Origin of the sequence: Phocoenobacter uteri, assembly GCF_900454895.1 — a bacterium.
Taxonomy (GTDB): domain Bacteria; phylum Pseudomonadota; class Gammaproteobacteria; order Enterobacterales; family Pasteurellaceae; genus Phocoenobacter; species Phocoenobacter uteri.
In genome coordinates, this window is the sequence record NZ_UGTA01000002.1 from 1 (window position 1) to 12,724 (window position 12,724).

A 12,724-nucleotide genomic window follows, 5' to 3' on the forward strand; every position below is an offset into this window, starting at 1 on the left:
GTCTAGTCATTATATGATTTTCTTCATTATTAATGACTTCTAGAAAGGTCTGCTTATTTTTAAGCATTTGGCTAAAATCAGCACCAAAGGTCTCAGCAGATAATTTTGGTAATTCAATAATTGTATTAATTGAGTTTTTATTATTTTTATAGACAGCCATTTCTGTAAATGATTTTCCTTTATATTCAATATCACCCCAAAAAGGATTTAGCCAAACAACAAAATTTGAATTTTTCCCGAAACTTTTAACTAATGAATTTAATCCATTTAATGTATCTAGTAATGCTTGTCCAGAAGTAATCACTGTATGAATTACTATTTCATGCCCCATTGATTCTATTAATTCTGGGATCTCATTTGAGATTAAATAATGAGATAAAGGGAAAAAAGATGCTGCACCATTATCAATGATTATATCGTATTCAGTTTCACTTATTATTTCTATAAGTCTATCAAAATTACGAGTATTTATCTGCTGATCTTCAATTAATTCTAGGTGACTAACATTTAATGCTTTATAAGCTTCAAATGATGCATTTACAGGATCTGTATCAATGCAGCTTATTTTATCGCCTTTCGATATTTTATACTGAGCTAACAAACTAGATACTACAGTTTTTCCGACTCCACCTTTACCTTGTAGAATAAAATTAATTTTTGCCATAATACACCTCTTTATACTAAATTAAATTTTTTGTATCAATTACCTTAGGATTAAATTCAAATTTATTAGATTCCTTAATTTTTATTTTTTGCGTTTCTGCAGAAATTTGATTTATATCTTTTTTATCACAAATGTTTTTATAGTCTCCCAATACTACTTTAATTGATTTTGTAAATTGTTGGTAGCTATAAGGATAGATATTCTTTTCTTTGAATACTTCATAAATATCTTTGAAACAATAGCCTTCATTCAACGCAGATATAATATGTGTTTTATACGCCAGAATAAAAAACCTAGATTTAGGTTTTTGAGTATTCGTAACTCTGCTAGCTAGTTCTTTTAGAAGTTCTTTTTCTTTCATTATTTTAGCCGCTAAAATTAATTTTATTTATACAAAAAAACTGTAATAAACAAAAATCGCCTATATTAAAAAATAATTGCCAATTATTAAACTATAATAAACATTATTATACAATAATAAACATAATTAACCAATATTTGCTTTTTTTTCTTCTGGCGTTATACTTTAAAACGTGGGCAAGATATGTAAATATGGCCATCTTTTTCAAAGATATCCATATTTACTTGGACTAATTCGCTAAAGCTCAAGTCCAATCTTGCTCTGCGAGGCTAAAGGCTGCCGCCTTATTAAAATATATTTGGAATGAATTATGAACATTAAGCGTGATAATTTAAGAAGAGAAATTCTTAAAGTTTGTTTATCTAAATCAGATAAAGAAGAAATAAAAATTAAAGCTAACTCTTTAGGAATGACGACATCAACATTTTTAAGAAATTTAGGGCTAGGATTTAAACCAACAAGTACGCTAGATCAAGATGCTATTTTAGAGTTAGTTAAAATAAATACTGCTCAATCAAGGCTAGGTAATTTAATGGCATTGGCTTTAAAAAATCCAGAAAAGATGTCTTTATATGGTGATAAAGATATAGCCACAAAAATTGATACTTTGCTTGATGAGATTGCAAAATTACAAATTACAATGTTAAGCATTGTCAATAATGTTAATGGAAATGCAGATAAATGATTGCAAAAAAAATACCAATGAAAACAGTTAGTAAATCTAGTTTTAGTAGATTGGTAAATTATATATCAGATACACAAAATAAAAATAATAGGATTGATAATATTCGTATTACAAATTGTACATCAGATAATATCGAATGGGCTAAATTAGAGATCCAAGCAACTCAAAATAAAAATACTCGTAGTGAATCAGATAAAACATACCATTTATTATTGTCTTTTCCTACTGGAGAATTCCTTGAACATAAAAAACTTTATGAGATAGAAGATCGCTTTTGTAATGCTTTGGGATATGGTGATCATCAGAGAATTAGTGCTATTCATAATGATACTGATAATTTACATATTCATATAGCTATTAATAAGATTAATCCGAAATCTTTTAATATTCATGAGCCTTTTAATGATTATAAGATTTTATCTTCTGTTTGTTCTCTTGTTGAAAATGAATATGACTTGATAGCAACAAATCATATAGGGTCTAAAACAATATCTCAAAATAAAGTTCAGGATATGGAAAGATTTTCTGGTCTTGAAAGTTTGGTTAGCTGGATAAGAAGAGAGTGCTTAGATGATATATTTAGAAGTTCTAATTGGGAAGAGTTACATAAAGTTTTAAATGAGTCTAATCTTTACATTAGGTTAAAAGGTAATGGATTTGTTATAGGGGATAAAGAGAGTAATTTAGAGGTTAAAGCCAGTACTATAAGTCGAGATTTATCCAAGCCTAATTTAGAAAAAAAATTTGGTGAATTTATTTGTAATAGAAAAGAGTTTTTAGGAAAAACCAATAAAAAGTATAAAAAAGAACCAGTTTTTAAAGGGAAAATTGATACCACTGATCTTTTCTTATCCTATAAGAATGAAAGAAATAATTTTAATGCTAAGAGAAAACAAAGTTTCTTTAAATTAAAGAACGATCACCAGAATAAAATATTAAAAGCTAAAAATAATGCACAGATTAAAAGAAACATTATTAGAGGACTGAGTAAGGGAATTTCTAAAAGAGTTGCTTATGCGGCAACATCTTATGATTTAAAAAAGAGAATTAAAAATATTAATGATGAATATAGAAGAGAGAGAGAAGCGTTATATAAATCTACGAAACCTTTGGTTTGGAATGACTGGCTAAAAAAAGAGGCTTTGGCAGGTAATGAAAAGGCCGCTAAGGTATTACAACAGCAAAATTTCAGGAAAAGCAAATTCTCTATATGGGGAAATGATAATAATGTAATTGTTGATATAGACAAAAAAGTAGAGTCAGTTACTCGAAGAGGATCTTTTATCTTAAAGAAATCAGGAATTAGGGATGTAGGAAAAAGAATAGATATAACCCGTAAAAGTGATGATGAAACTATTTTAGAGGCATTAAAATTAGCACAGAGTAAATATGGGACGTTGTTAAATATAGAAGGAGATGAATTATTTAAGCAACAGATTGTTAAAGTTGCAGCAAAAGCAAAATTAAGTATTCAATTTAACGATATAGGAATGGAAAGACATAGACAAATTCTTATTAAGGAGCAAATCAATAATGATAGACAAAGATTATTCAGAAATTCTTGGAATGGAGATTCTAGATCAAGAGCTTACTCAAGAGCAAATAGCACAGATGGAAATGGATGCTCAAATGGCATCAGAACAGCTCCTTCAAGAAATGAATCAAGATGTACTGAATCCAACAGTAGAAAGTTTAAGCAATATGAGCGAGGGTTATTTGCTCAGTCCAACATTAGCCAGTTTACCGAAAGAGCACCGACCGAAGAAGTACACAGTATGTCAGGATTGTCCTGTGGCAATGTGGCATCACTCGAACAACGAAACAAAGTGTTATTGCAGAGTAATGCACATAATTATATGGACAGGAAGTCAACCAGTAGAGATGATGGAATGCGATGGGCGGCATATATCAATGGATTAGATCAAGATAAAAAAGATGCAATTTTAACTTATGTATCAGAAAGAAATAGTAAGCGTAATAATTTAAAACAAGTGTTCGATATATCAAAACACTTGGTATATAATAACAGCATAAATGGTGATGTTAAATTTATGGGAGTTCGTAAAGTAAATAACCAAAATCTGATTCTCTTACAGAAATCAGGAGATGATAATGTTTATGTTAAAGCCGCTGCTTATGGAGAGTTATCAAAATTAAAAAAAGCAGGTTTACAGTCAATAATTAATTTAGATTCCGAAGGCAAAATTTCATTGAAAGATGCTAAAAATAGCAAACAAAGAAGGAATAAAAAATGAAAAAGAGAAAATTAAATAATCAGATTGGAAACAGAAAACATGATGTGAGAAAAAATAATTATGTTTTTCAACGTCTTGTATTATTTTTATTAACAATAATTTTAGGTTTTTGGGCTGCAACTCAATGGACTGCTTATAAGTTTGGATTTCAAGCAGGATTGGGTGTAAATATTGAAGGAGTTTATTCTCCTCATAAAATTATTGAATGGTATTTATCTTGGGGTAAATATTATGAAAATATTTTTATGCAAAGTATATCGATTGGCTTTTTGACGACAATTGTTTTATTAATTTTTTTTGCAATATATGTTGTTGCTCAAAGTAATTCTTCCAAATCAAAGGCAAATGAATTTTTACATGGTTCTGCTGAGTGGGCAACAGAAAAGGATGTTAAAAATGCAGGACTACTCGAAGGGGAGGGGGTTTATGTCGGAGGATGGATTGATGATAAAGGGCAGTTTAACTATCTTCGACATAGTGGGCCAGAGCATGTACTTACATTTGCCCCAACTCGATCAGGTAAAGGTGTCGGCTTAATCCTACCAACATTATTGAGTTGGCCACATTCAACCTTTGTAAGTGATTTAAAAGGTGAGTTATATGCTTTGACTTCTGGATGGAGAAAAAATCATGCAAATAATAAAATTCTAAAATTTGAGCCAGCATCTTCTTCAGGATGTGCAAGATGGAATCCGTTAGATGAAATTAGAATAGGTTCAGAAAATGAAATTGCAGATGCACAAAATCTTGCAATTTTAGTTGTAGATCCAAATGGTAAGGGACTAAGAGACCATTGGCAAAAAACATCATATATGCTTTTGGTTGGGTTAATTTTACATGTTATTTATAAATCTAAAATAGATGATACAGTCATACCTAGCCTTGCTGGTGTAGATGCTTTATTGGCAGATCCTAAATATGCTTCTGATGATGAAAAGAAAGCAATGCAAGGCTTATGGAATGAAATGTTACATAATTTACATATAGATGGATTAAAAGCTCATCCTGTTGTTTCTGCAGCAGGAAAGGATATGTTAGATAAGCCAGAAGATGAAGGCGGCTCGGTATTATCTACATTAAAAACTTATTTATCTCTTTATAGAGATCCTATTGTTGCAAAAAACACAAATGTTTCTGATTTTAAATTAAGACAATTGATGGATTACTCTGATCCTGTTTCGCTTTATGCAATAGCACAGCCAACAGATAAGGAAAGATTAAAACCATTAATGAGAATAATGGTAAATATGGTTATTAGATTAAATGCTGGAGGTATGGATTTTAAAAATGGACGAGCGGTTGCAAACTACAAACATAGATTATTAATGATGTTAGATGAACTCCCAAGTTTAGGTAAATTAGAGATTCTACAAGAATCATTAGCATTTTTGGCTGGATATGGAATTAAGGCTTATTTAATTTGCCAAGATACAACGCAATTAAGAAGTAGAGAAACAGGATATGGGCCAGAGGAAAGTATAACATCTAATTGCCATGTTCAAATTGCCTATCAACCTAATAGACTAGAAACAGCAGAGTACTTATCTAAAATGACAGGAATAACAACTGTTACAAAAGAGAAAATTACAACAAGTGGTAAGCGAGTCTCTGTTATGGATAGCCAAGTGTCAAGAAGTGTTGAGGAAATATCCAGGCCATTAATGACAGCAGATGAAGTACAACGAATGCCTGGACCTAAAAAGGATTTGGATGGCTCTATTGTTGAATCTGGCGATATGTTAGTTTTTGTTACAGGATATCCAGCAATATATGGTAAACAACCCCTGTATTTCAAAGATCCTATATTTCAAAAAAGATCAGAAATCCCTGCACCAGTAAAAAGCGATCTTCTTATTAAAAGTAATAGATTACGAGAGAATGAAAAAGTTAGTTTGGATTAGCAAATACTTTATTATTATTTTAAGTATTGGATTTTTATTTATAGTTTCTGGTTATTTTCTCGGTATTAGAATTAATACTACGCCGAGTATTCCTGTTGGAATTTATAAAATTATAGATAAAACACCAGAAAAAGGAGATGTTATTTTATTCTGTCCACCAAATAATTTTTTATTCCAAGAAGCTAGAAATAGAATGTGGATTAATAAAGGTTTTTGTGATGGTGAATTAGGAATGATGATGAAGATTTTAGTGGCATCAGAAGGGGATAAGGTATCTATTAATTCTTTTGGAGTAACTATTAATGGTAATTATTATTTACATAGTAAGAGAATTTCAGGATTAAATATACCCGTTAAATCTTTTAATAATTATATTTTAAAGAAAGGTGAAATGCTTACTATGACTGATAAAAATCCAATGTCTTTTGATGGTAGATATTATGGAATATTGAATTATAAAAATATAAACAATGTCGTTATACCTATTTTTACTTGGTGATTTTAGCCGCTAAAATGAGAAGGAAAAACAGAAATGAAGAAATTCTTAATTAAACTTTTAGGTGGAGTTTCAAAGGAAGAGCATCAATCAATATTAGATTACTTTCAGTCAAGAATGATTAATCCTCAAAATTTAGATTTTGCAAGTAGTTTAATGAAACGATGGAATGAATTTAGATGTAGTATTAACTATATGTATAAGGAAATTTGTATAAATAATGCTGATTTTTTTACAAATAATTCTTCTTTATTACATGATTTAGTATTACAAGATTATTATTTTAGACGATTGTATTTACTCCAAAATGGGAAGGATTTTTTTGATAATGTTGAAGAACATGAAAAATTATTTTTTTCTCAACAAGGGGAGTCTTTAAATAAAGCATTTTGGGATATAGATGCTAAATATTTAGAGTTAATTTATGACAATAAATTTATAAAAAACTGGGATAAAGGTATTAAATAGTAGAGGTTTATATGCGTTTTGGGTATGAATATGGAGCAAGGAGTATTGTTACTACTGATTTAGGGTGGAAAACATTGTACCAGAATGATGCAAATAATGATGATGGTGTTGAGGATATTGCTGATTTAAATTTTGATAATTTAAATGAGGGGTGTAAAGGAGAGTGCTTATCTGCGGATTGGAAAAAATTAGAAACAAAACCAAAAGCATTATATACCATGGATAGCTTGTTAAATGATTTAACAAGGGTAGCAAATTATGTTTTAGATCCTAACTTAAAGAAAGTTCTTATAGATAAAGATAAAAATAAAGAAGGGGAGCATGGTGGTATTGGTACTCCAGCAACAAGGGATGAAATATTGAAAGGATTGTTTGAAAGGGGGTTTCTATCAATGAAAGGTAAAACCGTTATAAGTACAGAAAAAGGTAGAGCTTTTTATGATGTTTTGCCCGATTCAGCTAAATATCCTGATATGACCGCATTATGGCATCAAAAATTTTTAGAGATTGAAAATGGGATTCTAAATAAAGAAGATCTAATTAATAGTGTTATTCAATTTATTACAGATGAGGTAAGTCAAATTAAACTAAAAGGGCTTAATTTAAGTCATATTAAAGCATATATTTGTCCTAAATGTGGTTCGGCATTGTCTCAAATAAATGGTAAATATGGTTTATTCTGGTTGTGTAATGCTTATAAGACAAAAGGATGTGATGCTCGTTTTCCTGATAAAAATAATACTCCAGACTTAACCTATATAAGACCAGTGATTTCAGAATATAAGTGTCATTTATGTAGTAGTGGACTTATTAAAAGAAGAAGTAAAAAGAATCCAAAATTATTTTTTTGGAGTTGTTCGAATTATCCTAATTGTAAACAACTTTATCCAGATGTTATGGGTAAGCCCAAATTTAAGATTGATTAAGGAGTTAATATGCCAAACTTAATAGATGAATTGATTGGTTCTGATAATGAGCAATCTATAATTGAAACTGAAGCACTTGAATCAAAAATGATTGAGGCAAATAATCCAGGAGCTATTATAGAATTTTCTCCTGAAGAAGCCGATTATTTAGGTGCTTTTGAGGATGACTCTATGGATATGGAAGATATCATAGAGGGAGCTTTAGATTTATTAAATTCTAATTAGGAGTAGATATGTCAGATATTAAAAAACCATTTTATAAAGAGGTTGCTGATAAATTAATAGATCAATTGGAAAAAGGTGTTGCTCCTTGGCAAAGAGGGTGGACAGTTACTGGCAGGCCTTACAATGTAATAACTGGGAAAAATTATAGAGGGGCAAATGTTTTAAATTTAGCATTATCTGGGCGTGAAGATCCACGTTGGATGACCTATAAACAGGCTCAGACTCTTGGAGCTCAGGTAAAAAAGGGGGAGCGGGGGACAAAGGTTCAATATTGGATTTTTGAGGAGATGCAGACTATAAAAGATGAAAATGGTAAACCTAGATTAGATCATAATGGCAAAGAAATTTTAGAAAAAGTACGCTTAGAAAGACCAAAAGTAATTAATTCAGTTGTTTTTAATGCAGAGCAAATTGATGGATTGCCACCGCTCCAGAAAAAATCAATAGATGTATGGGATAGCATAGATAAAGCTGAACAAATTCTTAAAAACTCAGGGGCAAATATAGAACATAAAAAACAGGATCAGGCATATTATCAAGCATCAACAGATAAGATTGTATTGCCTCTAAAAGAACAATTTGAGAAACCTGAATTTTATTATGGAACAGCATTGCATGAATTAGGCCATTGGACAGGGCATTCCACAAGACTAAATAGAGATTTAACTGGCCATTTTGGAGGTGAAAAATATGCAAGAGAAGAACTAAGAGCAGAGATTTCTTCAATGATGTTGGAAATGGAAGTAGGTATTCCACATGATACTAATAGGCATGCAAGTTATGTTCAAAGTTGGGTTGCAGTATTGAAGAGTGATCCTGCTGAAATTATTAGAGCCTCATCTGATGCAGAAAAAATAAAAGATTTTGTCTTAAGTCTATCCCAAGAGCAAAAAATAGAGCTTAATAAGCAACAGGATGAAACAACAGAACTTAATTTAAGTATATTAGCTAGGGTAAATGATATGGAAAATTCTAATAAAACATATATCTCAGTTCCATTTAAAGAAAAAGAAGAAGCTAAAGCTTTGGGAGCTAAATGGGATAGGGGAGAATCATCTTGGTATATTCCTGAAAATCTTGATAAAGAAGCTTTTAGTAAATGGATGAATAAAGAAAATGTTAGAGTAGAAAAGAATAATTCAGAGAAAACATATTTGGTTGTTCCGTTTAAAGAAAAAGAAGAAGCTAAAGCTTTGGGTGCTAAGTGGGATAAATCTGTTAAGAGTTGGTATATTTCAGGTGTTGTAACTAATGAAATGAAGAAGTGGTTGCCAGAAAATAACCCTGTGCAACAAGATCCTGCATTATCTCCAAGAGAAGAGTTTTCTATTTTTATGAAGGATATGGGATTAGTTGTATCTGGCGAACATCCAATTATGGATGGTAAATTACATAGAGTTAGAACAGAAAATGATAAATCAAAAGATTTAAGTGGAGCATATATTTTACATGGTGATGGATTGCCAGCTGGATATGTACAGAACTTTAAAACGGGAGAAAAACAAAATTGGAAATCTAAAGGGTATCATTTTTCGTCTAATGAGTTAGCTAGAATGAGAGCAGAGGCTGCTCAAAAACTTCAAGAAAGAGAAAAGGATATTATGAAAAAACATGAAGAGATTTCTCAAAAATTAACTAATGATATTCATAAACTATCCTCCGTAAAGGCGGATCAAGTTTATTTAGTAAAAAAAGATATTCAAGTTCATAAAGGAGTTTATGAAGATAAATATAGAAATATGGTTATTCCTGCTTATGATGAGAATGGGAAAATTTGGGCTAATCAAACAATATATCCTGATGGTAATAAGAGATTTACAGCAGGGGGAAAAAAAGAAGGTAATTTTCATGTTATTGGTGGTTTGGATGAATTAAATAAATCCAATATAATTATTATAGCAGAAGGTTATGCAACTGCATCAACTATTACTGAAGCAACTAAAATTCCTGTTGTCGCAGCATTTGATAGTGGCAACTTGAAAATAGTATCTGAAAAATTACATCAAAAATATCCAGATAAACCTATTATTATTGCAGGAGATGATGATCATCATAGAACATTGGAGAATAAGCCTAATGTTGGTAGAATCAAAGCAGAGGAAGCAGCAAAAAATGTAAATGGAGTTGCTGTTTTTCCTATTTTTCCCTCTAATAAAATAGGACTAAAATCATGTACTGATTTTAATGATTTAGCTAGAGAAAGTAATTATAAATTGGATTCAGTTAAGAAAATAATGACATCTACTATAGATAGTATTAAAAATAGGGATAACAAAATTTTTAAAGAGAAAACCATAAAAATTAAACGATAGGAGAAAATTATGGCTTATTTAAATAGAGTGGAATTAATCGGACATTTAGGTAAAGACCCTGAATTAAGAGCATTCCCAAATGGAACACCTGTTGCTAATTTTTCTGTGGCTACAACAGAATATTATAAGGATAAAGAGACTGGGGAGAGAAAAGATATCACTCAGTGGCATAATGTTTCAATAATTGGTAAGAAAGCTGATTTTGTAAAAGATTATTTGAAAAAAGGCTCGTTTATTTACATATCAGGTAAACTTAATTACAGAGAATATGAAAAAGACGGGCAAAAGAGATATTTAACTGAAATAGTTCTTAGTGATTTCTTGGGAGAAATTCAAATCTTAGATAAAAAAGAGTCTGATCCCACAAATGGATTAGTTTAACATTAAGTAATAGGAAGGTTAGAAGATAGCTTTTTATAGACTTTTAACCTTTCAAATCTTATTCTTTTTACTGATAAATATATAAAGGTATAAAACATTATGAAAACAGAGATTAGATCAGAAGTATTAACTACAAATATTCAATGGATTCAACCTACACCAGATGAAATTAGAGAAGTTATATTTAGAAGTGGTTGGACACAATCTGAAACCGCTAGATATTTAGGTGTTACTGCACGACAGGTGAATCGATGGGTTAAAGGAGAAGCTAAAATAAATTATGCAGCTTGGGCTATACTATGTCATGAAGCTGGATTAGGTAAAATATGGGGTTAATTAGGATTGGTATAGACTTTTGTTCTATTTTGGTTTATAATTATATCTAATAAGATAGGAGATAAAATATGTGTACTTTGATGCAGAAAGATGTTTTGATTGAGTTGGTTGCCAGTGCTCAGGCAATAGTAACAAAGAGAGTGGATGTTGATTCACCTTTAACCGATGAAGAACTTAGATTGGGAGAAATTAGAGATTTTCTTTATAGTAATGATCCTAATGATATTTCATATACTGATATATTAGGAGAAGTAAAGGTGATTCAACGTAGATTTGAAGATAAACCATTAATGCCTCAATATAGATAGGAACTTTAATGAAAGATTATGATCTTAAAGCTGATGTTGAAGCTCAGTTCTCAGCAGTGTGGCGTAAAGTCCTGTCAGAATCTAATGCAACTCCACAAAGTAAGCCTCAAGGCATTTTATTAGGAGGGCAGCCAGGAGCAGGCAAATCTTATGGGACAAAGGAAATAAAAAAAAGATTACATAATAATGTGTTAGTAATCAATGGTGATGAATTTAGAGCCTTTCATAAATACTACGATAAAATTTATCAGAAATATGGTGAATCAGCTTCAGAGCATACTGCTAAGTTTGCTGGTGAAATGGTAGGTAAAGTAAGAGACAAAGCTATTCAAGAACGTTTAAATATTGTTATAGAGGGAACTTTTAGAACTGTAGAAACACCTCTTAAAGAGATTGATAATTTTAAAAAAAATGGATATGAACCAAGTATAGTTGTTTGTACTTGCCCTAAATCTATTAGTTGGGAAAGTACAATAAAGCGTGCAGAAGCTCAAATAGATGCTAATCTGCAACCTAGATATGTTCCTAAAGAACATCATGATTTAGTTGTTGATAAGTTAGCAGATAATGCACAATTAATATTTGATTCAGGAGCTGTAGCATCATTTGAAATATATTCGAGAACAGCTAAACTATTTGATTCTGGTGTAGATAAAAATAAATCTATAAAAGATATAATTAATAATGAATTAAATTCATTATCTTTAGATAAAAGTGAGCAATTAGAGGTAAAAAAGTTACTAACATCGAAATTGGAGAAGGAAGCAATTTTAAAACCAGTAGAACCAATTTCAATTAAAAAACTCATAGACAATGAGAATGTTGTATCTCATAAAATAGCTAAAATAAAGAAAATTAAAAGATAGGAGTTCTTTATGAAAAAAAATGTTTTATTAGTTGCATTATCTTCATTATTTATTGTTTCTTGTGCTGAATTGAATACAGCACTGGATTCTGTAAATAAGACATTGGGTAGTACCTTAAATACTAACTCCAATATGAAGGTTAAAAATACTTCTGCCAAAACAATTTGTAGAGATTTTAAGAGTAATTCTTTAACAGCTAGAGAAAAATGGTTTAAATCTTATGTTTCTTTATCAGGGACAATTGATAGCATTGGTAAAACTGCTTGGGGTAATTATTCGGTTGACTTTAAGGATGGTAGTTCTATCAGTATTATAACTATACCAGAAAGAACCGTGAATTTAAAATCGATAAGAGTTGGACAGAAGAAAAAAATTAGGGGTATTGTTAGAGATGTCATCCTAGCGGGAACGTGCAATATTTTCTTAGAACGTACTAATTTTTAGACTAAGATGGTAAGAGTGATTGATTTGTTTAAAATGTTTTAAAACATTAATACAGTGGGCAATAGTTCAGATTGTAATTTTGTCCACTGTTTCTAT

15 protein-coding genes are annotated in these 12,724 nt (G+C 30.5%); 13 read left to right on the top strand and 2 right to left on the bottom strand.

What is annotated here, in order from left to right:
* On the bottom strand, positions 1-664 hold a 664-nt coding region (locus DYE60_RS09745; RefSeq protein ID WP_115316462.1), incomplete at its 3' end, for a nucleotide-binding protein.
* A 16-nt stretch (positions 665-680) separates the two neighbouring features.
* Positions 681-1,025 carry a TraK family protein gene (locus tag DYE60_RS09750; protein ID WP_115316463.1) on the bottom strand — a complete coding sequence of 115 codons (345 nt, stop codon included), beginning with the start codon at positions 1,023-1,025 and terminating at the stop codon, positions 681-683.
* 310 nt (positions 1,026-1,335) lie between these two features.
* Here DYE60_RS09750 and DYE60_RS09755 point away from each other — a divergent pair, with 310 nt between their 5' ends.
* The 13 genes from DYE60_RS09755 to DYE60_RS09815 all read left to right on the top strand — a co-directional run bounded on the left by DYE60_RS09755 (position 1,336) and on the right by DYE60_RS09815 (position 12,628).
* Positions 1,336-1,710, top strand: a complete 375-nt coding sequence (locus DYE60_RS09755; RefSeq protein ID WP_115316464.1) for a plasmid mobilization protein — start codon at positions 1,336-1,338, stop codon at positions 1,708-1,710.
* Complete coding sequence (traI, locus tag DYE60_RS09760) at positions 1,707-3,965, top strand: TraI/MobA(P) family conjugative relaxase (RefSeq protein ID WP_115316465.1); 2,259 nt, start codon at positions 1,707-1,709, stop codon at positions 3,963-3,965. Before DYE60_RS09755 ends, traI begins: the two co-directional genes overlap by 4 nt.
* Entirely contained in the window at positions 3,962-5,866 is a 1,905-nt protein-coding gene (locus DYE60_RS09765; protein ID WP_115316466.1) for a type IV secretory system conjugative DNA transfer family protein, read from the top strand. Before traI ends, DYE60_RS09765 begins: the two co-directional genes overlap by 4 nt.
* The gene (gene traF, locus DYE60_RS09770; RefSeq protein WP_115316467.1) at positions 5,844-6,365 is read left to right on the top strand and encodes a conjugative transfer signal peptidase TraF; all 522 of its coding nucleotides are present in this window, start codon (positions 5,844-5,846) and stop codon (positions 6,363-6,365) included. Before DYE60_RS09765 ends, traF begins: the two co-directional genes overlap by 23 nt.
* 33 nt (positions 6,366-6,398) lie before the next feature.
* Entirely contained in the window at positions 6,399-6,830 is a 432-nt protein-coding gene (locus tag DYE60_RS09775) for a hypothetical protein (protein ID WP_115316468.1), read from the top strand.
* 11 nt (positions 6,831-6,841) lie between these two features.
* The gene (locus tag DYE60_RS09780) at positions 6,842-7,756 is read left to right on the top strand and encodes a DNA topoisomerase (RefSeq protein ID WP_115316469.1); all 915 of its coding nucleotides are present in this window, start codon (positions 6,842-6,844) and stop codon (positions 7,754-7,756) included.
* Between the two features lie 9 nt (positions 7,757-7,765).
* On the top strand, positions 7,766-7,981 hold the full coding sequence (locus DYE60_RS09785) for a hypothetical protein (RefSeq protein WP_115316470.1): 216 nt from the start codon (positions 7,766-7,768) through the stop codon (positions 7,979-7,981).
* Between the two features lie 8 nt (positions 7,982-7,989).
* Positions 7,990-10,293 carry a zincin-like metallopeptidase domain-containing protein gene (locus DYE60_RS09790; RefSeq protein WP_115316471.1) on the top strand — a complete coding sequence of 768 codons (2,304 nt, stop codon included), beginning with the start codon at positions 7,990-7,992 and terminating at the stop codon, positions 10,291-10,293.
* A gap of 9 nt (positions 10,294-10,302) precedes the next feature.
* Entirely contained in the window at positions 10,303-10,674 is a 372-nt protein-coding gene (locus DYE60_RS09795; protein WP_115316472.1) for a single-stranded DNA-binding protein, read from the top strand.
* Positions 10,675-10,773: 99 nt separating this feature from the next.
* On the top strand, positions 10,774-11,010 hold the full coding sequence (locus tag DYE60_RS09800) for a helix-turn-helix domain-containing protein (protein ID WP_115316473.1): 237 nt from the start codon (positions 10,774-10,776) through the stop codon (positions 11,008-11,010).
* A 68-nt stretch (positions 11,011-11,078) separates the two neighbouring features.
* Positions 11,079-11,318 (top strand): hypothetical protein, encoded by a 240-nt coding sequence (locus tag DYE60_RS09805; RefSeq protein ID WP_115316474.1) that lies wholly within the window; start codon positions 11,079-11,081, stop codon positions 11,316-11,318.
* An 8-nt stretch (positions 11,319-11,326) separates the two neighbouring features.
* Complete coding sequence (locus DYE60_RS09810; RefSeq protein ID WP_115316475.1) at positions 11,327-12,184, top strand: zeta toxin family protein; 858 nt, start codon at positions 11,327-11,329, stop codon at positions 12,182-12,184.
* A gap of 9 nt (positions 12,185-12,193) precedes the next feature.
* Positions 12,194-12,628, top strand: coding sequence for an OB-fold protein (locus DYE60_RS09815; protein WP_115316476.1), 435 nt, complete (start codon positions 12,194-12,196; stop codon positions 12,626-12,628).
* Positions 12,629-12,724 lie beyond the last annotated feature (96 nt).